At 71.3% G+C, this 21,821-nt stretch carries 18 protein-coding genes and 1 tRNA gene; 15 read left to right on the forward strand and 4 right to left on the reverse strand.

Annotated elements, in window-relative coordinates; translation table 11 throughout:
• Positions 1-276: 276 nt before the first annotated feature.
• From AB0N04_RS27290 to AB0N04_RS27315, 6 genes are all read left to right on the forward strand, one after another.
• Entirely contained in the window at positions 277-741 is a 465-nt protein-coding gene (locus AB0N04_RS27290) for a hotdog fold thioesterase (RefSeq protein ID WP_360212424.1), read from the forward strand.
• Positions 742-1,331: 590 nt separating this feature from the next.
• Positions 1,332-2,567, forward strand: coding sequence for a branched-chain amino acid ABC transporter substrate-binding protein (locus tag AB0N04_RS27295; RefSeq protein ID WP_360212426.1), 1,236 nt, complete (start codon positions 1,332-1,334; stop codon positions 2,565-2,567).
• A 151-nt stretch (positions 2,568-2,718) separates the two neighbouring features.
• On the forward strand, positions 2,719-3,648 hold the full coding sequence (locus tag AB0N04_RS27300) for a branched-chain amino acid ABC transporter permease (RefSeq protein WP_360212427.1): 930 nt from the start codon (positions 2,719-2,721) through the stop codon (positions 3,646-3,648).
• Between the two features lie 5 nt (positions 3,649-3,653).
• Positions 3,654-5,585: a branched-chain amino acid ABC transporter permease gene (locus AB0N04_RS27305; protein WP_360212494.1), complete on the forward strand. Its 1,932-nt coding sequence runs from the start codon at positions 3,654-3,656 to the stop codon at positions 5,583-5,585.
• A gap of 8 nt (positions 5,586-5,593) precedes the next feature.
• Positions 5,594-6,400 (forward strand): ABC transporter ATP-binding protein, encoded by an 807-nt coding sequence (locus tag AB0N04_RS27310; protein ID WP_360212496.1) that lies wholly within the window; start codon positions 5,594-5,596, stop codon positions 6,398-6,400.
• Positions 6,397-7,113: an ABC transporter ATP-binding protein gene (locus AB0N04_RS27315; protein WP_360212429.1), complete on the forward strand. Its 717-nt coding sequence runs from the start codon at positions 6,397-6,399 to the stop codon at positions 7,111-7,113. The genes AB0N04_RS27310 and AB0N04_RS27315 overlap by 4 nt, the downstream gene beginning before the upstream one ends.
• Positions 7,114-7,190: 77 nt before the next feature.
• On the opposite strand, the gene AB0N04_RS27320 is transcribed toward AB0N04_RS27315, so the two are convergent.
• The gene (locus AB0N04_RS27320; RefSeq protein WP_360212431.1) at positions 7,191-7,847 is read right to left on the reverse strand and encodes a response regulator; all 657 of its coding nucleotides are present in this window, start codon (positions 7,845-7,847) and stop codon (positions 7,191-7,193) included.
• Positions 7,848-7,939: 92 nt separating this feature from the next.
• Between AB0N04_RS27320 and AB0N04_RS27325 the strand changes: the two genes are divergently transcribed.
• Both AB0N04_RS27325 and AB0N04_RS27330 read left to right on the forward strand, forming a co-directional pair.
• Positions 7,940-8,025 (forward strand) — tRNA-Leu (locus AB0N04_RS27325).
• A gap of 100 nt (positions 8,026-8,125) precedes the next feature.
• Positions 8,126-8,914, forward strand: a complete 789-nt coding sequence (locus AB0N04_RS27330) for a helix-turn-helix domain-containing protein (protein WP_360212433.1) — start codon at positions 8,126-8,128, stop codon at positions 8,912-8,914.
• A gap of 44 nt (positions 8,915-8,958) precedes the next feature.
• On the opposite strand, the gene pyk is transcribed toward AB0N04_RS27330, so the two are convergent.
• Positions 8,959-10,389, reverse strand: coding sequence for a pyruvate kinase (pyk, locus tag AB0N04_RS27335; RefSeq protein ID WP_360212435.1), 1,431 nt, complete (start codon positions 10,387-10,389; stop codon positions 8,959-8,961).
• 280 nt (positions 10,390-10,669) lie between these two features.
• Between pyk and AB0N04_RS27340 the strand changes: the two genes are divergently transcribed.
• The 7 genes from AB0N04_RS27340 (at position 10,670) to AB0N04_RS27370 (ending at position 18,794) form a co-directional block, all read left to right on the forward strand.
• The gene (locus AB0N04_RS27340; protein WP_360212437.1) at positions 10,670-11,749 is read left to right on the forward strand and encodes a hypothetical protein; all 1,080 of its coding nucleotides are present in this window, start codon (positions 10,670-10,672) and stop codon (positions 11,747-11,749) included.
• Between the two features lie 8 nt (positions 11,750-11,757).
• Positions 11,758-13,401, forward strand: coding sequence for a VWA domain-containing protein (locus AB0N04_RS27345; protein ID WP_360212439.1), 1,644 nt, complete (start codon positions 11,758-11,760; stop codon positions 13,399-13,401).
• Positions 13,388-13,990 carry a hypothetical protein gene (locus AB0N04_RS27350; RefSeq protein WP_360212441.1) on the forward strand — a complete coding sequence of 201 codons (603 nt, stop codon included), beginning with the start codon at positions 13,388-13,390 and terminating at the stop codon, positions 13,988-13,990. The genes AB0N04_RS27345 and AB0N04_RS27350 overlap by 14 nt, the downstream gene beginning before the upstream one ends.
• Before the next feature lie 279 nt (positions 13,991-14,269).
• Positions 14,270-16,102, forward strand: a complete 1,833-nt coding sequence (locus AB0N04_RS27355) for a 5'-nucleotidase C-terminal domain-containing protein (RefSeq protein ID WP_360212442.1) — start codon at positions 14,270-14,272, stop codon at positions 16,100-16,102.
• A gap of 88 nt (positions 16,103-16,190) precedes the next feature.
• Positions 16,191-16,760, forward strand: coding sequence for a Uma2 family endonuclease (locus AB0N04_RS27360; protein ID WP_360212444.1), 570 nt, complete (start codon positions 16,191-16,193; stop codon positions 16,758-16,760).
• A gap of 156 nt (positions 16,761-16,916) precedes the next feature.
• Entirely contained in the window at positions 16,917-17,843 is a 927-nt protein-coding gene (locus AB0N04_RS27365; RefSeq protein WP_360212446.1) for an NADP-dependent oxidoreductase, read from the forward strand.
• An 18-nt stretch (positions 17,844-17,861) separates the two neighbouring features.
• The gene (locus tag AB0N04_RS27370; protein WP_360212448.1) at positions 17,862-18,794 is read left to right on the forward strand and encodes an AraC family transcriptional regulator; all 933 of its coding nucleotides are present in this window, start codon (positions 17,862-17,864) and stop codon (positions 18,792-18,794) included.
• A 128-nt stretch (positions 18,795-18,922) separates the two neighbouring features.
• On the opposite strand, the gene AB0N04_RS27375 is transcribed toward AB0N04_RS27370, so the two are convergent.
• Together AB0N04_RS27375 and AB0N04_RS27380 are read right to left on the reverse strand one after the other, a co-directional pair.
• Positions 18,923-20,380 (reverse strand): aldehyde dehydrogenase family protein, encoded by a 1,458-nt coding sequence (locus tag AB0N04_RS27375; protein WP_360212450.1) that lies wholly within the window; start codon positions 20,378-20,380, stop codon positions 18,923-18,925.
• 84 nt (positions 20,381-20,464) lie between these two features.
• Positions 20,465-21,331: a helix-turn-helix transcriptional regulator gene (locus AB0N04_RS27380; RefSeq protein WP_360212452.1), complete on the reverse strand. Its 867-nt coding sequence runs from the start codon at positions 21,329-21,331 to the stop codon at positions 20,465-20,467.
• Positions 21,332-21,821 lie beyond the last annotated feature (490 nt).

Below are 21,821 nucleotides of genomic sequence, written 5' to 3' on the forward strand. Positions count from 1 at the left end.
CTCTGCGTAGCCACGTCAACGTCCGTTCCTGCCGATTCCACTACCGGCCACCGATCCTATGGCCCGGCACCGACAAAAGGGGCGCCGCACCGACCGGGCCGGAACGGCCGCGCCGACCGGGCGCCGAGGCCGCCGCGCCGACCGGGCCGGAGCAGCGGCACCGCACGGGCGCCGGAGCCGCCACGCCAGCCCGGCGTCGCCGCTACCCCCGAGTAGGACGGTCGTACGATCACAGGCAGCACGACGACGCGACCCCCGAACGGCAGGAGCTCCCCCATGACCGAAGCGGCCCCCGACGCGGCACCCGTCCTGAAGGTCCCGCAGGACGTGCTGGATCACTTCGCCAAGCTCGGCGTCGATCCGGGCACCTTCTCCGGCGGCCACCTCGGCGAGAAGCTCGGCATCCGGATCGTGGAGGCCTCCGGCGACCGGGTCGTCGGCACCATGCCCGTGGAGGGCAACCAGCAGCCGTACGGCCTGCTGCACGGCGGGGCGTCCGCCGCCCTGGCCGAGACGCTGGGCTCGATCGGCGCGATGCTGCACGCCGGCCCCGGCCGGTACGCGGTCGGCGTGGACCTCAACGCCACCCACCACCGCTCGGCCACCTCCGGGCTGGTCACCGGGGTCGCGACGGCCGTGTTCAAGGGGCGCACCGCCGCCACCTACGAGATCGCGATCACCGACGACACCGGCAAGCGGATCACCAGCTGCCGGCTGACCTGCATGCTGCGCGACCTCTGACCCCGGATCGGCCCCGCCCAGCCGGGCCGACCGTCCGTCACATCCCTTGGCCGCCCCCTTGTTTGACCGTCCGCCCTGCTGGGCAGGCGTTGGTCCAGACAAGGGGGCGGCGGCATGTCCGGGGGCGGTCGGCGGGCTCCGCGCAGATATACCATTTTTGTAACGCTGCGTAATAAGTTTGAAATCCAAGCGCCGGCCGGTTCCGCGGCTCGCGAATACCACGGAACCCCTTCACCGCGCCCCTGATGTCCGGATTCCGGACGTGCACGGTCGGAACACGCACATCGGACACTCATGTCCGATTATCGACGCAGCCAGCCGTGACCCCCATTTCTGGGCCTTACATGGCCCGATCAGCCCTTACCTGCCCGATATCACTGGGTCGGCCGGGCCGAAACGACCACATGCTGAGACAACTGCTACGTGTGCTCATAACAAGAGAATCACAGCCTCGCCGCACCACTGCCCGAGCCGCCCAACGGCATCTAGAGTCACGGCCAGTCACCGCGCCACCGGATTGGGCCAGGCCCTCCGCGCACCCCGGCTCCCGCCACTCAGGCGCGGCGCCTCCTGAACCGAAGGGGACCCCCGTGCGTCATCGTGCAGCAGTTGTCGTGAGCATTGCCGTCATCGGCGCCCTCAGCCTGAGCGCCTGCGGCTCCCGCGACGAGAAGAAGTCCGGCGACGGGGGCGCCACCGGCGGCGGCTCCACCACCGTCACCATCGGTGTCGACGCGCCGCTCACCGGCGACCTCTCCGCCCTCGGCCTCGGCATCCGCAACTCCGTGGACCTCGCCGTCAAGAAGGCCAACGAGTCCAACGAGGTCCCCGGGGTCAAGTTCCAGATCAAGGCCCTCGACGACACCGCCAAGCCCGCCCCCGGCCAGCAGAACGCCACCCAGCTCGTCGCCGACAGCAGCGTGCTCGGCGTCGTCGGCCCGCTCAACTCCAGCGTCGCCCAGTCGATGCAGCAGATCTTCAACGACGCCAACCTCGCCGAGGTCTCCCCCGCCAACACCGGCGTCGCCCTCAGCCAGGGCGAGAAGTGGGCCACCGGCGACAAGAAGCGCCCCTTCAAGTCCTACTTCCGCACCTCCACCACCGACGCCGTCCAGGGCCCGTTCGCCGCCCAGTACCTCTTCCAGGACGCCAAGAAGACCAAGGTCTTCCTCATCGACGACCAGAAGACCTACGGCGCCGGCCTCGCCGCCACCTTCAAGGGCGAGTTCACCAAGCAGGGCGGCACCATCGTCGGCGAGGAGCACGTCAACCCCGACGACCGCGACTTCTCCGCCATCGTCACCAAGGTCAAGAGCTCCGGTGCCGAGGCCGTCTACTACGGCGGCGAGTACCCCGCGGCCGGCCCGCTCTCCCTCCAGCTCAAGGAGGCCGGCGTCAACATCCCCCTGATGGGTGGCGACGGCATCCAGAGCGGCGACTTCATCAAGCTCAACCCCAAGAGCCAGGGCGACTTCGCCACCGCCGTCGGCCTGCCCGTCGAGCAGCTCCCCACCGCCGCCAAGTTCATCTCCGACTACAAGGCCGGCGGCTACAAGGACGCCTACGAGACCTACGGCGGCTACTCCTACGACAGCGCCTGGGCCATCATCCAGGCCGTGAAGAACGTCGTCAGCGCCAACAACGGCAAGCTCCCCGCCAACCCGCGCGCCGCCGTCGTCGACGCCGTCCAGAAGGTCTCCTTCAACGGCGTCACCGGCACCGTCTCCTTCGACGAGTTCGGCGACACCACCAACAAGCAGCTCACCGTCTACACCGTCAAGGACGGCAAGTGGGCCGTGGAGAAGTCCGGCACCTTCAAGGGCTGACCCGCCCCGGGCCGGCCCACCGAGGGCCGGCCCACCGGCCACCCGGACACACACCAGCACCACAGCGCGCGGGGGCGCCACGAGTGCCCCCGCGCGCCCCCACATCCACCACCCACGCGGACACCCCCGAACGCACAACGGAGGCCCAGCGGTGCACGACCTACCGCAGCAGCTGGCCAACGGCCTGATCCTCGGAGCCCTCTACGGGCTCGTCGCGATCGGCTACACGATGGTCTACGGCATCGTCCAGCTCATCAACTTCGCCCACGGCGAGATCGTCATGGTCGGCGGCTTCGGCGCCCTGACCGCCTACCTCGCCCTCCCCGGCGGCACCACCCTCTGGCTGGCCCTACCGCTGATGCTGATCGCCGGCATCCTGGTCTCCACCCTCACCGCCGTCGCCGCCGAGCGCTTCGCCTACCGGCCCCTGCGCAACGCCCCCCGACTCGCCCCGCTCATCACCGCCATCGGGCTCTCCATCTTCCTGCAGCAGCTCGTCTTCTCCTTCTACCCCGACGCCAAGAAGGCCCGGGTCTTCCCCAAGATCCCCGGCGACCCCTTCAGCCTCGGTTCCATCACCGTGCAGCGCAGCGACCTCTTCCTGATCATCGCCGCCCCGCTGTGCATGCTCGCCCTCGGCTGGTTCGTCACCCGCACCCGCTCCGGCCGCGCCATGCAGGCCACCAGCCAGGACCCCGACACCGCCAAGCTCATGGGCATCGACACCGACCGCATCATCGTCATGGCCTTCGCCATCGGCGCCGCGTTCGCCGCCGTCGCCGCCATCGCCTACGGCCTGCGCAGCGGCCAGGTCGACTTCCGCATGGGCTTCCTGCTCGGCCTCAAGGCCTTCACCGCCGCCGTCCTCGGCGGCATCGGCAACATCTACGGAGCCATGCTCGGCGGCGTCGCCCTCGGCCTCGCCGAGAGCCTCGCCACCGGCTACATCCAGCACCTCCCCGGCATGCACCTCTTCGGCGGCGGTGCCTGGAAGGACGTCTGGGCCTTCGTACTCCTCATCCTCGTGCTCCTCGTCCGGCCCCAGGGCCTGCTCGGCGAGCGCGTCGCGGACAGGGCGTGACCACCATGACCACCACCAGCACCGAAACCACCCCGGTCATCCCCCTCCCGGCCCGTGCCGCCACCGCGCTCACCGGCCTCGGCGCCCTCGCCACCGCGGCCTCCGCCGCCCTCTCCTGGACCTGGACCCCGGACTTCCCCGGCGACCTCACCTACACCGGCTCCCCCGCCGGCCTCCAGTGGCTCGCCCTCACCGCAGGACTGCTCACCCTCGCCCTGCTCCTCGCCACCCAGGGCGTCCCCGGCCTGCGCTGGGCCGCCCCCAGCGGCAGCAACAACGCCGTCCTCTACGCGGCCACCGGCGCCCTCGCCATCAGCGCCTTCTCCGTCACCGCGATCTCCGTCGAACTCGGCGGCCTCGCCAACCTCGAACCCGGCGGCTGGGTCCTCGCCGCCGGCGGCATCCTCTCCGTCGTCGGCGCCCTCGGCCTCCCCCTGGACCGCCGCACCCACGTGCCGCTGCGCGTCCTGGACAAGCGCCTCTTCCTGCTCGTCCCCGCCGCCCCCGTCGGCTGGTTCGCCGCCCACGCCATCCCCGGCGACAAGCCCGTCGCCCCGGTGATGACCGCCCTCGCCGGCGCCCTCGCCATCGCCACCGGCGCCGTCCTGCTCCTCCAGCTCGGACACCTCGCCAACAGCCGGCTGCGCCTGGGCACCGTCGAGCGCCCGCTCCCCGCGGCCCGCCAACTCCCCTCCTGGGTCGAGATCCTGGTCATCGTCGCCGCCTTCGGCATCGGGCTCTTCGCGATCACCTTCGGCATCGACACCGAGTACGGCGAGCTCTTCACCGGCTACCTGCTGCTCGCCGGCCTGGTCGTCGCCGCCCTCGCCAAGGCCGGCCTGATCGCCCGGCTGCGCGCCCTCACCGTGAAGTACCGGCCGGTCACCACGGGCGCCGCCTTCGCCGCCGCGGCCAGCTTCCCGTTCACCCAGACCAGCGACCAGTACACCTCGGTCGCCACCAACATCCTGATCTTCGCCACCGTCGCCCTCGGCCTCAACATCGTCGTCGGCCTCGCCGGTCTGCTCGACCTCGGGTACGTCGCCTTCCTCGGCGTCGGCGCCTACGCCGCCGCCCTGGTCTCCGGCTCCCCCGCCTCGCCCATCCACGTCCAGTTCCCGTTCTGGGCCGCGATGCTCACCGGCGCCGCCGTCTCCATGGTCTTCGGCGTCCTCATCGGCGCCCCGACCCTGCGGCTGCGCGGCGACTACCTCGCCATCGTCACCCTCGGGTTCGGCGAGATCTTCCGCATCACCATGCTCAACCTGAACGGCACCACCGGCCCCAAGATCACCAACGGCTCCAACGGCATCCCCCGCATCCCGGACCTGGAGATCTTCGGCTTCGACCTCGGCAAGCCCCACACCGTCGCCGGCATCGAACTCGGCCGCTTCTCCAACTACTACCTGCTGATGCTCCTCGTCACCGCCCTGGTCGTGCTCGTCTTCGCCCGGGTCGGCAACTCCCGCATCGGCCGCGCCTGGGTCGCCATCCGCGAGGACGAGACCGCCGCCGAGGCCATGGGCATCAACGGCTTCCGCCTCAAGCTCCTCGCCTTCGCCCTCGGCGCCTGCCTCGCCGGCCTCGCCGGCACCGTCCAGGCCCACGTCAGCTACACCGTCACCCCGGACCAGTACACCTTCGCCGAGGCGCTGCCGCCGAACTCCGCCTTCCTGCTCGCCGCCGTCATCCTCGGCGGCATGGGCACCATCAGCGGACCCCTCGCCGGCGCCACCCTCCTCTTCCTCATCCCCAAGAAGCTGGAGTTCCTCTCCGACTACCAGCTGCTCGCCTTCGGCGCCGCCCTCATCGTCCTCATGCGCGTCCGCCCCGAGGGCCTCATCCCCAACCGCCGCAGCCGACTGGAGTTCCACGAGGCCGCCATCCCCGCCCAGTCCACCGGCGACGACGTCGCACTCACCAAGGCAGGGGCGTGACCACCCAGATGACCACCACCGCCGCACCCCTGCTCGAAGTCACCGGCGTCACCATGCGCTTCGGCGGCCTCACCGCCGTCAACGACGTCAGCCTCACCGTCCGCGAGGGCGAGATCATCGGCCTCATCGGCCCCAACGGCGCCGGCAAGACCACCTTCTTCAACTGCCTCACCGGCCTCTACGTCCCCACCGAGGGCGCCGTCCGCTACCGCGACACCCTCCTGCCGCCCAAGCCCCACCTCGTCACCCAGGCCGGCATCGCCCGCACCTTCCAGAACATCCGGCTCTTCGCCAACATGACCGTCCTGGAGAACGTGCTCGTCGGCCGCCACAGCCGCACCAAGGAGGGCATCTTCTCGGCCATCCTGCGCGGCCCCGCCTACCACCGGGCCGAAGCCGAGAGCCGCGAGAAGGCCATGGAGCTCCTCGCCTTCACCGGCCTCGCGGACAAGGCCGACCACCTCGCCCGCAACCTCCCCTACGGCGAGCAGCGCAAGCTCGAGATCGCCCGCGCCCTCGCCTCCGACCCCGGCCTCCTGCTGCTCGACGAACCCACCGCCGGCATGAACCCCCAGGAGACCCGCGCCGCCGAGGAACTCGTCTTCGCCATCCGCGACCGCGGCATCTCCATCCTCGTCATCGAGCACGACATGCGCTTCATCTTCAACCTCTGCGACCGCACCGCCGTGCTCGTCCAGGGCCAGAAGATCGTCGAGGGTGACCGCGAGACCGTCCAGAACGACGAACGCGTCATCACCGCCTACCTCGGCGCCCCGCTCGAAGGCACCACCGCAGCACCGGAGGACACCCCGTGACCGCGCTCCTCGAGGTCGAAGACCTCCGCGTCTCCTACGGCAAGATCGAAGCCGTCAAGGGCATCAGCTTCACCGTGAACCAGGGCGAGGTCACCACCCTCATCGGCACCAACGGCGCCGGCAAGACCACCACCCTGCGCACCCTCTCCGGCCTCCTCAAGCCCACCGCCGGACGCATCACCTTCGACGGCCAGGACCTCTCCACCGTCCCCGCCCACAAGATCGTCTCCCTCGGGCTCGCCCACTCCCCCGAGGGGCGGCACATCTTCCCCCGCATGACCATCGAGGAGAACCTCCTCCTCGGGGCCTTCCTGCGGACCGACACCGCCGGCATCGCCGCCGACGTCGAACGGGCCTACACCCTCTTCCCCATCCTCGGCGAACGCCGCCGCCAGGCCGCCGGCACCCTCTCCGGCGGCGAGCAGCAGATGCTCGCCATGGGCCGCGCCCTGATGTCCCAGCCCAAGCTGCTCATGCTCGACGAGCCCTCCATGGGCCTGTCGCCGCTGATGATGCAGAAGATCATGGCCACCATCGTCGAGCTCAAGGGCGACGGGACGACCATCCTGCTCGTCGAGCAGAACGCCCAGGCCGCGCTCTCCCTCTCCGACCGCGGCTACGTCATGGAGACCGGCCGCATCGTCCTCTCCGGCACCGGGGCGGACCTCCTCCACGACGAGTCCGTCCGCAAGGCCTACCTCGGCGAGGACTGAGCCCCGGCACGGCGAAGGGCCCGGCGGATCACGATCCGCCGGGCCCTCCCCGTTGTCCACACCCACTCGGAGGCGTCCTACTCGGACGCGTCCTCCTCCGCCTTCTTGCGGTCCTGGGCCTCGCCCTCCTCGATGACCGCCTCGGCCACCGCGGCCATCGTCATCCGGCGGTCCATCGACGTCTTCTGGATCCAGCGGAACGCGGCCGGCTCGGTCAGCCCGAACTTCGTCTGCAGCACGCCCTTCGCCCGGTCCACCAGCTTCCGGGTCTCCAGCCGCTGGGTGAGATCGCCGATCTCCTTCTCCAGCGCCCGCATCTCGGTGTACCGCGACACCGCCATCTCGATGGCCGGCACCAGGTCCGCCTTGGAGAACGGCTTCACGATGTACGCCATCGCGCCCGCGTCCCGGGCCCGGTCCACCAGCTCCCGCTGCGAGAACGCCGTCAGCATCAGGACCGGCGCCAGGTGCTTCTCGTGGATCTGCTCGGCGGCGGAGAGCCCGTCCAGCACCGGCATCTTCACGTCGAAGATCGCGAGGTCCGGCTGCAGCTCCTCGACGAGCCGCACCGCCGTCGCCCCGTCCCCGGCCTCGCCGACGACGGTGTACCCCTCCTCCTCGAGCATCTCCTTGAGGTCGAGGCGGATCAGCGCCTCGTCCTCGGCGATCACGATCCGGGTGATCTGGGGCGTATCGGTCTCAAGCGGCTGTGCCTGCTCGTCGGCGGTGCTCACGGGGCTCCTAGTTCCGGCGGGGTACTGCATGCACGAGGGTACCTAGCTGCGCCCGACAGCGCTCACGGGGTATCCTTCACAGGCGCAATCTTGCCGGGTTGGTGGAAGGGCAGACACGATCGCCTCAAAAGCGATTGTCCGAAAGGGCGTGTGGGTTCGAATCCCACACTCGGCACCAGAAATTCCTTGTATTCCCAGGCTGCAGGAAATTCACCTGATCTAGTGGATCGCCACAAAGGCGCCCACTCCCCGGCACGAAGCACCCCATGGTGATCCACATGGGAAACCAATCCGTGCGCGAACAGGCTGTGCACCTTCTCCGTCGAGGCTTGACCAATGCCGAGGTGTCCCGCCGTCTCCGCGTACCGCAGGGCACCGTCTCCTGGTGGAAGCACCGGGATCGCGCCAAACACGGCACGCTGCCGGGACGCGCCCGCTCCACGTGCCCGCACTGCTACGGGGACCAGCTGGACCTCCCCGCGTACGCCCACCTCCTGGGCCTCTACCTCGGGGACGGTCACATCCTGCCCGCCAACGAGTACCGCAGGACTCAGAGCATCCAGATCAGCTGCGACGACAAGTGGCCCGGCATCATGGACTCCGTCGAGGCCTCCCTGCGTCTGGTCTTCCCGAGGAACAGGCCCTGCCGGGTCCGGCGGGCCGGCTGCCATGACGTCAAGCTCTACTCGAACCACCTGACCTGCCACTTCCCCCAGCACGGCCCCGGCAAGAAGCACCAGCGCACCATAGCCCTGGAGCCGTGGCAGCAGGAGATCGTCGACGCCCACCCCTGGGAGTTCCTCCGCGGCCTGATCCACTCGGACGGCTGCAGGATCACCAACTGGGCGACCCGTACCGTCAACGGCGTCGTCCGCCGCCACGAGTACCCGCGGTACTTCTTCGCCAACACCTCGACCGACATCATCGGCCTCTTCACCGCCACCCTCGACGCCGTCGGCGTCGAATGGAAGGCCTCGGTCCCCCGCTCCACCGGCCAGATCAACATCTCCGTCGCCCGCAAGGCCTCCGTGGCCCTCATGGACGCCCACATCGGCCCCAAGCACTGACGGCGGCACGGGGGTGCCGCGCCGCCGTCGGTGGCCGGTGCCGGTCAGTTGTCCAGGGCCCCGACGTGGTGGACGCGGACGAGGTTGGTGGAGCCGGCGAGGCCGGGTGGGGAGCCGGCGGTGATGACGACGATGTCGCCCTTCTGGCACCGCCCCAGCGAGAGCAGCGCGGCGTCGACCTGTTCGACCATCTGGTCGGTCGTCGGGGCGAAGGGGCCGAGGAAGGTCTCGACGCCCCAGGTGAGGGCGAGTTGGCTGCGGACGGCGGGTTCGTAGGTGAAGGCGAGGACGGGGATGGGCGAGCGGTAGCGGGTGAGGCGGCGGGCGGTGTCGCCGGACTGGGTGAACGCGATGAGGTACTTGGCGTGCAGGAAGTCGCCGATCTCGGCGGCGGCCCGGGCGACGGCGCCGCCCTGGGTGCGGGGCTTGTTGCCGGCGGTGAGCGGGGGGAGGCCCTCGGCGAGGACGTCGTTCTCGGCGGCCTCGATGATGCGGCCCATGGTCCGGACGGTCTCGACGGGGTACTTGCCGACGGAGGTCTCGCCGGAGAGCATCACCGCGTCGGTGCCGTCGAGGACGGCGTTGGCGACGTCGGAGGCCTCGGCGCGGGTGGGGCGGGAGGCGTTGATCATCGAGTCGAGCATCTGGGTGGCGACGATGACCGGCTTGGCGTTGCGCCTGGCGAGCTTGACGGCGCGCTTCTGGACGAGCGGGACCTGTTCGAGGGGCATCTCCACGCCCAGGTCGCCGCGGGCCACCATGATGCCGTCGAAGGCGTCGACGATGGATTCGAGGTTCTCCACGGCCTGCGGCTTCTCGATCTTGGCGATGACGGGGACGTGACGCCCCTCCTCGGCCATGATCCGGTGGACGTCCTCGATGTCGCGTCCGCTGCGGACGAAGGACAGCGCGACGAGGTCCGCGCCGGTGCGCAGCGCCCACCGCAGGTCGGCGACGTCCTTGTCGCTGAGCGCGGGGACGGAGACGGCGACGCCGGGGAGGTTGAGGCCCTTGTGGTCGGAGACGAGGCCGCCTTCGAGGACGAGGCAGCGGACGCGGGGTCCGTCGACCTCGGCGACTTCGAGGGTGACGCGGCCGTCGTCGACGAGGATGAGTTCGCCGGGGGTGACGTCCTCGGCGAGGCCGGGGTAGGTGGTGCCGCAGATGTCCTTGTCCCCGACGACGCCGTTGTCGGTGGAGATCGTGAACTCGTCGCCGCGTTCGAGAAGTACGGGGCCGTGGGCGAAGGTGTCGAGCCGGATCTTCGGGCCTTGAAGGTCGACGAGGACGCCGACGCTGCGGCCGGTCTCGTCGGCGGCTTTGCGGACGCGGCGGTAGCGCTCCTCGTGTTCGACGTGGGAGCCGTGGCTGAGGTTGAGGCGGGCGATGTCCATTCCGGCGTCGACCAGGGTTTTGATCTGGTCGTACGAGTCGGTGGCCGGCCCGAGGGTGCAGACGATTTTTGCTCGGCGCATAGTGCTGAGACTAGGCATTACCGGCGCGTAACCACGAGGCGGGTCCGAACCGCGGGATGACCTTTGCGGTAAGGAGAGTTGAACAATCTGACACGCCCTCGGACCGGTGTGCGAGGGGCCGTCGGGGGCGCTCCGGCCGCGGGGCGTGCCGATGCGATTCCGTGAAGGGGTGTTCACTCCCGGTTCACCGTGGCTTCGGCCGCCGCTCCCCGCCCGGCGGGACGCTCGTCACCCCCGGGTGTCCACCCGGTCGGCGGGGCGGACGAGGGGAGCGTTCGGTATGAGACGTGCGGTGGGGGTGCTGGCGGCGCTGGTCCTGCTGGGCGGGGTGACGTACGCGCTGGTTCCGGGGGACGATCCGGGCGGCGGGGATCCGGTCACCGTGTCCGGTCTGATCGGCTCGGAGAAGCGCGACTTCTTCCAGGACCAGCGGGTGGTCGACGAGTTGGCCAGGCAGGGTCTGAAGGTGAACGCGGAGAGCATCGGGTCCTGGTTGATGGACGGTGACGCGAAGGACTTCGCGTTCCCGGCGAGCCAGCCGCCGGCGGACAAGCTCCGCCAGGAGTGGGGGATCAAGGAGGTGCCGGTCCAGCCGTTCTACTCGCCGCTGGTGATCCTCGCGCACCGCCCGGTGGCGGACGTGCTGAAGCAGAACGACCTGGCGACGCTGGACCAGGCGACGGGGCTGTGGACGTTCCGGATGGACGCCTACGTGGCCGCGCTGAAGGCGGGCCGCACCTGGTCGGACCTGAAGGGCTCGGCGGAGCACGCCGAGCTGCGCGGTCCGGTGTTCCTGACCACGACGGACCCGGAGTCCTCCTCGTCGGGGGCGCTGCACATCGCCCTGTTGTCGTACCTGGCGAACAACCGCCAGGTGGTGTTCGACCAGTCGGGCATCGACGCGACGAAGGACCTGCTGCGGACGGCCACGGCCGTCCAGGGCGGGCAGAAGAGCAGCAGCGACGAGCCGTTCAAGGCCTTCCTGGCGGGGGTGGGGAGCCCGCTGGTGCTGGCCTACGAGTCCCAGGCGGCCGCGATGGTGCTCAAGGGCGAGCAGACCGGGGACATGGTGGTGCTGTACCCGGACACCACGATCTACACCGACCACACGATCGTCGGCCGCACCGCGGCGGGCCGGAAGCTGGCCGCGCAGTTGCACGACAACGCCGAGCTGCGCCGCCTGGAGGCGCAGTACGGGTTCCGTCCGCAGGACGATCCGGATGCCTTCGCGGCGCTGGTGAAGGGCAGGAGCCCGGCGCTGGCGCCGAACCTGGCGGCGGCGAAGGTGAATCAGCCGCCGGTGCCGGTGCCCGATGTCCTGACCAGGCTGATCAAGGCTGCCAAGGGGAAGGCCCAGTGAACTTCCGTATGCACAGGCGAAGTTGGTTGGCGGCCGCGGTGGCGGCCCTGTTGGCGGCCACCGGGTGCACGTCCTCGGGCGGGGAGCGTCCGCCCGCTCCGAAGCCGTCCGATCCGCCGGCGGCGACGGCGCAGCCGGGGGTGCTGCGGGTGCTGGCCGGCAGTGAGCTGCAGGATCTGGCGCCGGTGCTGGAGGAGGCGCGGAAGGCGACCGGGGTGACGGTCCAGTTCTCCTGGACGGGTTCGCTGGACGGTGCGGACGCGGTGTCCTCGGGCCGGGCGGACGGCAAGTACGACGCGGTGTGGTTCCCGTCGAACCAGTACCTGCGGCTGGACGACGCCGGGAAGTCGAAGGTGCTGTCGGAGACGCCGGTGATGGTGTCGCCGGTGGCGGTGGGGGTGCGGTCGTCGGTCCTGGACGAGCTCGGTTGGGGGGACGGCTCGAAGGTCTCCTGGGCACAGGTGGGGGACGCGGCGGCGGCGGGCCGGCTGTCGTACGGGATGTCGGACCCGACCCGGTCGAACTCGGGCTTCTCGACGCTGGTGGCGGTGGCGGCGGCGTTCTCCGGCGCCGGGTCGGCGCTGAGCGAGGCGGACGTGCAGAAGGCCACGCCGCAGCTGAAGCGGTTCTTCGCCGGGCAGAAGCTGACGTCGGGGTCCTCGGGGTGGTTGGCGCAGGCCTACTCCCGGGCGGAGCCGGGGAAGGTGGGGGCGCTGGTGAACTACGAGTCGGTGCTGTTGTCGGTGAACCGGTCGCTGCCGAAGGAGCAGCAGCTGACGGTGGTCCGGCCGGTGGACGGGGTGGTGTCGGCGGACTACCCGCTGTCGTTGCTGTCCTCGTCGGCGCAGCGGGAGCGCGACTCGTTCCAGCGGCTGACGGCGTACCTGCTGAAGGAGGACGTGCAGAAGCGGATCTCCGAGGTGACGCTGCGCCGTCCGGTGGCGCCGGGGGTGGCGCCGGCCGCGGGTCTGCCGTCGGACCGGCGGCGGGAGCTGCCGTTCCCGGGGAGCCGGGCGGTGGCGGACGGGCTGTTGGCCTCGTACCAGAACGAGCTGCGGCGGCCGTCGCGGACGGTGTACGTGCTGGACACCTCGGGTTCGATGGAGGGTCCGCGGATCGCGTCGCTGAAGGCGGCGCTGAGCCGGTTGACGGGGGCGGACGACACGCGGGGGGTGCGCCGGTTCCGGGACCGCGAGGAGGTGACGCTGCTGTCGTTCGCGTCGACCGTGAAGTGGGCGCGGACGCACGCGGTGCCGGCGTCGGGGAGCCAGCCCGGTCCGCAGGCGGAGCTGGCGGCGATCGACGCGGACGTGCAGTCGTTGTCGGCGTCGGGGGGTACGGCGCTGTACGCCTCGTTGGAGGAGGCGTACCGGGTGATCGCGCGGCAGCAGTCGGCGGCGGGGGACGACCGGTTCACGTCGATCGTGCTGATGACGGACGGGGAGAGCAACGAGGGGGCGACGGCGGACGACTTCCAGCGCTTCCACGCGGGGCTGTCGCCGGCGCAGCGGGCGATCCCGGTGTTCCCGATCAGGTTCGGGGAGGCGGCGGTGGGCCAGTTGCAGGGGATCGCGGACGTGAGCGGTGGGAAGCTGTTCGACGGGTCGGGGTCGCTGGACGGGGTGTTCGAGGAGATCCGTGGCTACCAGTGACGGGTTCCTCCGCCGGGCGCTGGCGTACCTGGAGTCGACCCGGAACCTGGTCGGCTGCGGGGCGGGCGCGGTGGGGCTGGGGCTGCACTTCGCGGGGCTGGGCGGGGTGTGGTGGCCGGGGGTGGTGGCGGGGCTGTACGGGGCGGGTGCGCTGTTGACGCCGGGGGCGCGCCGGGTCGTGGTGCCTCCGGTGCCGAAGGTGCCGCCGATGCCGACGGGCTCGGCGCCGCGGCCGCGTCCGGCGCCCGCGGAGCCGGCGGAGGGTTCCGGGGCGGTGTCGGCCTCCGGCGCCGGATCGGTCCCGGCTCCGGTCGCGGCCCCGGTGCCGGATCCGGAGCTGGTGGCGTTGGCGGCGTACCTGGACACGGTGGTGGTGCCGGCCTCGGCGGGGGTGGACCGGCTGCTGGAGGCGCTGCGGTCGGCGGGGCCGGGGCCGGTGGCGGACGGGATCGTCCGGTTCGGGCTGCCGGTGGCGGTGGCGGGCTACCTGCGGGCGCTGGCCTGGCGGCCGTGGGCGGGGGCGGACGGGCCGGATCCGGAGGCGGAGCTGGGCCGCGAGGTGCGGCGGCTCTCCGCCGAGCTGGGCTGACGAGCCGGGCTGAGGGGGCGTCGGGGGGCGGGGGACGTCGGGGGCGTTCCGGTGACGGCCCTTACCACCTCACCCCCCGCCCACCGCCGTCACGAACGAGTCGCCAAGATCTCACCTGTTGGAAACGTCGGAGGGCTATCCATCGCCGGGGCCCGCACGGCACACTTCTACGCGCGTCCCTCTACGCGCGTCAATGCGCTCGCGGACGCCATCCGCACATCCTCAGCACGCCAGTTGACGGTCCATCCGGCCGTCAGTTCCCACCCGGGAGAGTCGTCCATGCCCCTGAACCGCCGTGACTTCGTCACCCGGTCCGCCGCCACCGCCGCCGGCGCCGCCCTGGTCGGTGGAGCCTCCCTCGCCGCCGCCCCCGCCGCCGCGGCCGCCGAGCCGGACACGGCGGCCGCCAAGGGCAAGCGCAAGAGCCGCAAGCAGGCCTTCACCGTCATGGGCACCACCGACCTGCACGGCCGGGTGCTCAACTGGGACTACTTCACCGACGCCGTCTACGCCGACAAGGCGCACAACGAGGTCGGCCTCGCCAAGATCTCCACCCTGGCCAACCAGGTCCGCGAGGAGAAGGGCTGGGACCGCTGCCTGCTGATCGACTCCGGTGACATCATCCAGGGCACCCAGCTGACGTACTACTACGCCCGGATCGAGCCGATCGCCACCGACGGCGACAACGTGCCCGACCACCCGATGGCCGTCGCCATGAACCTCATGGGCTACGACGCCGCCGCGCTCGGCAACCACGAGTTCAACTACGGCATCCCCACCGTGAAGGCCTTCGAGGACCAGCTGGAGTTCCCGCTGCTGGGCGCCAACGCGCTGCACGCGAAGAACGAGAAGCCGGCCTTCAAGCCGTACGTCATCAAGGAGCTGCACCTGGGCGAGGGCCGGTCGCTGAAGGTCGGCATCCTCGGCCTCACCAACCCGGGCATCGCGATCTGGGACAAGGCCAACGTCTCCGGCCAGATGGTCTTCCCGGGCATCGTCGAGACCGCGGCCAAGTACGTGCCGCGGATGAAGGCGGCCGGCGCGGACGTGATCGTCGTCTCGGCGCACTCCGGCATCGACGAGGCGACCACCTACGGCGACCAGCTGCCCTGGCCCGAGGACGCCTCCGGCGAGATGGCGGAGACGGTCGCCGACATCGACGCGGTGCTGGTGGGCCACACCCACAAGGAGGTGGCGCAGCGGCTGATCGTCAACAAGAAGACCGGCAGGACCGTGGTCCTCTCCGAGCCGCTGTGCTGGGGCCAGCGGCTGAGCTGCTTCGACTTCGAGGTCGAGTTCGCGGACGGCGCGTGGAAGGTCCTCTCGGTCTCCTCGCGGGTGCTGAACTCCAACACCGTGCCGGAGGACCCGGAGATCGTCAACGCGCTCACCGAGCAGCACAAGAAGGTCGTGGCGTACGTCAACCAGCAGATCGGCACCTGCAAGACGGAGCTGTCGATCGCCGAGTCGCGGTTCCGGGCGACCCCGATCATCGACCTGATCGGCCGGGTGCAGGCGGACGCGGTGAAGGCGGCGCTGGCGGGCGGGCAGTACGCCGGCCTGCCGGTGCTGGCGCAGGCGGCGCCGTTCAACCGGACCGCGGTGATCCCGGCGGGCCAGGTCAAGCTGCGCGACGCGGCCGGCCTGTACATCTACGAGAACACCCTGGAGGCGCGCGTCCTGACGGGTGCGCAGCTGAAGGACTACCTGGAGTTCTCGGCGAAGTACTACAACCAGCTCGCCCCGGGCGCTCCGGTCGACAAGGACGCGCTGACCGGCGCGGAGGCCACGCCGGACTACAACTACGACTCGGTCTACGGGCTGAGCTACGACATCGACGTCGCGCAGCCGAAGGGCCAGCGGATCGTCAACCTGTCGTTCCAGGGCAAGCCGATCGACCCGGCCGCCGAGTTCGTCCTGGCGGTCAACAACTACCGCGCCAACGGCGGCGGCAACTTCCCGCACGTGGCGAAGGCGAAGCTGGTCTGGTCGAACTCCGACGAGATCCGCAACACGATGATCGCCTGGGTGAAGGCCAAGGGCGTCATCGACCCGGCGGACTTCTTCACGAACTCCTGGCGCCTGGTCCGCGCCGGCCAGCCGGTGTTCTAGTAGCACGATCCACGAAGGCCGTCGGCGCGGGATTCGCTCGTCCCGCGCCGGCGGCCTTCGTGTCCGTTCACGGTGGAAGAATGGCGCCATGAGCGAGTCGCAGATCGCAGAGCGCCACGCCCGGTTGCTGGCGTACGCGCAGAGCCTGACGCCTCCGGCCGGGTGGAAGATCGAGATCTCCGGCGACGAGATCATCATGATGGCCGGCCCGTCGGTGATCCACCAGCGCAACCTCCTGCTCGTCCGCAAGCAGTTCGAGGCGCACGAACCGGCCGACATGATGCCGAGCGAGAACACCGACCTCGCGTCACCGAACGTCGGCAAGCTGCGCAACCCCGACCTGACCTACATCCCCCTCTCCGTCCTCGAATCGGGCGGGACGAAGGTGCCTGCCGAGCAGACCGCGATCGCGGTGGAGATCGTCTCGCCCTCGAACCCGGAGAACGACCTGGTCGGCAAGGTCCGCGACTACCCGTTGATGGACATCCCGCTGTACCTGGTGATCGACCCGCGCGTCGGCGAGATCATGCTCTACTCGGATCCCTCCGGTGGCGTCTACCACCAGCAGTGGACCGGGAAGTTCGGCGACCTGGTGCCGATCCCGGAGCCGTTCGGTTTCGAGCTGGCGACCGATGCCTTGCTCCGGTATCCCGACTGACCGCTGCGCCGATGGCACCGGAGCGAACATCCGGCGAGACGATCGGACATCTTCCGGAGACTGGAGGATATTCATCGGCTCGTTCGATCTTCCTATCGTTGGGGACATCGAGAACGGCCCCACGGGGGGCCGGTGATGACCGGTAGGGAGAGTTCGATGCGTGCGGTGGTGCAGAAGGCGTTCGGCGGTCCGGAGGTCCTGGAGGTGGCCGAGGTGGAGCGGCCGACGCCGCGGTCCGGCGAGGTGCTGGTGCGGGTGCGCGCCAGCGGGGTGAACCCGGTGGACGTGGCGGTGCGTTCGGGTCTGCTGCCGATGCTGGGCGAGCCGCCGTTCGGGGTGGGCTGGGACGTCTCCGGGGTGGTCGAGGAGGCCGGGGCCGGCGCCCGGTTCCGGGTCGGCGACGAGGTGTTCGGGATGCCGTTCTTCCCCCGGGCCGCGACCGGCTACGCCGAGTACGTGGCGGTGCCGTCGCGCCAGGTGGCCCGCAAGCCGGCGGGCCTGGACCACGTGTCGGCGGCGGCGCTGCCGCTGGCGGCGCTGACCGCCTGGCAGGGCCTGGTGGACGCGGCCGGGGTCGGCCCGGGCACGCGGGTGCTGATCCACAGGGCGGCCGGCGGTGTCGGCCACTTCGCCGTGCAGATCGCCAAGGCCCGCGGGGCGTACGTGATCGCGCTGGCGAGCGAGCCCAAGCACGGCTTCCTCCGGGAGCTGGGCGCGGACGAGGTGATCGACTACCGGACCGCCGACTACACCGCGCTGGTCTCGGACGTCGACGTGGTCTTCGACTCCTCCTCCGAGAACGTCCGCGCCCTGGAGGTGCTGAAGCCCGGCGGGGTGCTGGTGAGCATCATGGAGCACTGGAACACCGAGCTCGCCGCGGCGATCGAGGCCGCCGGGCGGCGCTTCGCGGGCGTCTCGGTGGAGCCGGACTACGCCTCGTTGGAGGCGATCGCCGCCCTCGTCGAGGAGGGCCGGATCCGCCCGCACGTGGCCGCGACCTTCCCGCTGGAGGAGGCCGGCCGGGCGCACGAGCTGGTGGCGTCGGGTACGGTCCAGGGCAAGGTCGTGCTGACCGTTGAGTGAGATCGCAGGGGGCGGGCGTTGGACATCCTGACCGAGGCACTGGGCTCGATGCGGACGGCGCACCCCGCCTCCGTCCGCACCGAGGGCCGCGCGCCGTGGGCCCTGCGGCTGCCGCCGGTGGCCGGCGCCGGGTTCCACGTGGTGCTGTACGGGACGTGCTGGCTGCTCCCCCTGGGCCCGGACGGCGGCGCGCCGGTGGCGCTCAGCCCGGGCGACGTGGTGTTCCTGCGGGACGGCCGCGGCCACGTCCTCGCCGACCACCCGGACACCCCGCCGATGCGCGCCGAGTCCGCCCCGGCGGACGACAGCGCGCCGATCGGCACGGTGACCCTGGGCGGCGACGGTGCCCGCACCAGCCTGCTGTGCGGCAACTACCACCTGGACCAGGGCCGCCCGCACCCCATGGTCCGCCAGCTGCCCGCGCTGATCCACCTGCCGACCCGGCACGGCCGGCACCCCGAACTCGCCGCCGCCGTGGAGCTGTTGGGCGCGGAGCTGGAGAACCCGCGGATCGGCTCGGCGGGGATCGTCCCGGCCCTGATCGACTCGCTGCTGCTCTACATCCTGCGGGCCTGGTTCGAGGACCAGCCGGCGGCGTCGGCGGCGGGCTGGGCGGCCGCGCTCGGGGACTCCGGGGTGGCCCCGGCGCTGGCGGCGATCCACGAGGCGCCGGCCTCGCCGTGGACGGTGGAGTCGCTGGCGGACCGGTCGGGGCTGTCCCGGGCGGCGTTCGCCCGCCGGTTCACCTCGATGGTGGGCGAGCCGCCGATGGCCTACCTGACCCGCTGGCGGATGACCACGGCGGCCCGGCTGCTGCGCGAGTCGGAGGCGCCGCTGACGGCGGTGGCGGCGCAGACGGGGTACGGCTCGGAGTACGCCTTCGCGAAGGCGTTCAAGCGGGAGTTCGGCCAGGCGCCCGGCGGCTTCCGCCGGGAGGCCCGCGCCGCCTGACCCCCACCCGCACCCCGGGCCGCTGCGGGCCCGGACCCGACCCACCCCGGGCCACTGCCGGACCGGACGCTCCGGACCCGCCCACCCCCGGACGCGACGCCCCCGGCCCGCGCGCCGCGGCGAAGCCGTCAGAACGGGAACACGGCCCGCTCGCGCTGGACGGAGATCCACTTCACGGTCGTGAACGCGTCCACCGTCGACTCCCCGTTGAGCCGCCCGACCCCGGAGTTCTTCTCCCCGCCGAACGGCACCGCGGGCTCGTCGGCGATGGTGCCCCCGTTGACGTGGACCATGCCGGCCTCGATCCAGTGCGCGATCCGCACGCCGCGCTCGACGTCGGCGGTGTGCACGGCGCCGCTGAGCCCGAAGGGGGTGTCGTTGGCGATCCGGACGGCCTCGTCCTCGCCGTCGAAGGGCAGCACGAGGACGACGGGGCCGAAGAGTTCGCGCCGGAGGATCGGATCGTCCGCGGCGAGGCCGGTGAGCACCACGGGCTCCATCAGGCTGCCGGTGGTGGTGCCGCGCAGCAGGGCGGTGGCGCCCGCTGCGACGGACTGGTCGACCTGGGCGGTGAGGGCGTCGGCCTGGACGGGGTTGATCAGCGGGCCGATCTGGGTGGCCGGGTCCTTGGGGTCGCCGACGGTCAGCGCGGCGACCCTGGCGACGAACTTCTCGGTAAACTCGGCCTCGACGACGCGGTCGACCAGGATCCGGTTGGCGGCCATGCAGACCTGGCCCTGGTGGGCGAAGCGGCTGAACACGGCGGCGGACACGGCGAGGTCGAGGTCGGCGTCGTCGAGCACGATCAGCGCGCTGTTGCCGCCGAGTTCGAGCACGGTCCGCTTGAAGTGCGCGGCGGCGACGGTGGCGACGTGCCGGCCGATCCGGTCGGAGCCGGTGAAGGAGATGACCTTGGGCACCGGGTGCTCGAGGAACGCGTCGCCGATCTCGGCGATGTCGGTGACCACGACGTTGAGCAGGCCGGGCGGCAGACCGGCGTCCTCGAAGAGCTTGGCGATCAGGGTGCCGCCGACCACCGGGGTCTCCTGGTGCGGCTTGAGCACGACGCCGTTGCCGAGGGCCAGGGCGGGCGCCAGCGCCTTGATCGCCAGGAACAGCGGGAAGTTGAACGGGCTGATCACGCCGACCACGCCGACCGGCAGCCGGTGGAGCCGGTTCTCCCGGCCCGGCGCGGTCGAGGGCAGCAGACGCCCCTCCAGGCTGAGCGAGAGCTGCAGGCAGTCCCGGAGCACGTCCTTGACGAGGGAGAGCTCGAAGCCGGCCTTGAGGGCGGTGCCGCCCAGTTCGGTCATGATGGCGAGGGTGATCGCGTCCTCGCGCTCCTCCAGCAGCCGCAGCACCCGCTCGAAGACGAGCCGGCGGGTGTAGGGGTTGGTCGCGGCCCACTGCTGCTGGGCCCGGGCGGCGGCGCGGTAGGCCCGGTCGACCTCTCCGACGGTGGCGACGGTGATGGTGGCGAGCTTGTCACCGGTGTAGGGGTCGACGTCGACGATGTCCCAGGAGCCGGTACCGCTGCGCCACTCGCCGTCGATGTACTGCAGCGCCAACTCGGAGAAGTACGACATCTGATGCCCCTCGTGCCGGTCCGGGGTGTCCCGGGGGACGAGCCGTTCCGGCCCGGCCTGATGAGGCATCATCGTACGTGCGCGTCAGAGCTCTTGGCGTACGGAGTGCAGGAGTTCGCGGGTCAGCTCCGGGCTGAGGCTGTCGGCGGCCAGGCCGTCCATGGCGTGCCGGTACTCGCTGACCTCGGCGGGTTTGTCCAGGTAGAGCGCGGTGGTGAACTGCTCCAGGTAGACGACGTCGGCGAGTTCGGGTTCGGCGAAGCCGAGCACGGTGAAGGCGCCGCCCTCGGCGCTCAGCCCGGCGCAGCCGAGCGGCAGCACCTGCAGCCGGACGTTGGGGAGTTCGCCGAGTTCCAGCAGCCGGTCGATCTGGTTGCGCATCAGCTCGGGCCCGCCCCAGGGGCGGCGCAGCGCGGCCTCGTCGAGGACGGCGAGCAGGCGGGGCGCGTGGTCGCCGGTGAGCAGTTCCTGGCGCCTGAGCCGGACCTCGACCCGGCGTTCGATCTCGGCGGGCTCGGTGACGTGGCCGCCGGCGGCGATGACGGCCCGGGCGTAGTCGGGGGTCTGCAGCAGCCCGTGGACGAACTGGACCTCGTAGCTGCGGATCTCGGCGACGGCCTCCTCCAGGCCGACGTAGTTCTGGAACCAGGGCGGCAGGACGTCGCCGTACTCGTGCCACCAGGAGGTGGCGTTGGCGTCGCGGACCAGGCCGAGGACGGTGGCGCGCTCCTGTTCGGCGTCGACGCCGTAGAGGGTGAGCAGGTCGGCGACGTCGCGTTCCTTGAAGCCGACCCGGCCGAGCTCCATCCGGCTGATCTTGGACTCGGAGGCGCGGATCGAGTAGCCGGCCTCCTCGCGACTGACGCCCCTGGCCTCGCGGAGCTTCCGCAGCTGGGAGCCGAGCATCAGCCGCCGTACCGTGGCGCCTCCGCCTGCCTGAGTCGTGCTCATCGCCTCAACCTCCGCGCTCGCGCAGCCCCCCGGCCGTCGGCGGCAGTCTGCCACCTGGCACCGACGAGCAACAGCCCGTCCGGGGACGCCGTCCGGGGCGGCGTCGGGCTGCGCCAACGGTAGTCCTGGTGGCTGGGAAATGCCTGGAAACGCCGGTGCTGCTTGACACCGGCGGAGCCGCTAGCGACGCCTCGCGCGGGGCGCCCGCGGCGGGGCGGCCCGTCCGCCGCGCGCCGGGCGCGGAGCGCTTCGGACCGGGGCGCGGGGAACCCTGCCGGGTACGGGAACGCCACCCACCGGAACGCGCGGACCCCGCCGGGCGCGCAGCGCCGCGCACCGGCGTGCGGGAACGCGACGGCGCCCGCCCTCCAACTGGTCGGGGAAGAGGGCGGGCGCCAGGAGACCGCGTTGGCCCGGCGACGCTGGCGGGGGCAGCGGGTTGAGCTCCCGGCGATGCGGCGCCGGGCGTTCGGGGGTCGGTCGGGACCGG

This window comes from Kitasatospora sp. NPDC051702, from assembly GCF_040681575.1.
In the GTDB taxonomy this organism is placed as follows: domain Bacteria; phylum Actinomycetota; class Actinomycetes; order Streptomycetales; family Streptomycetaceae; genus Kitasatospora.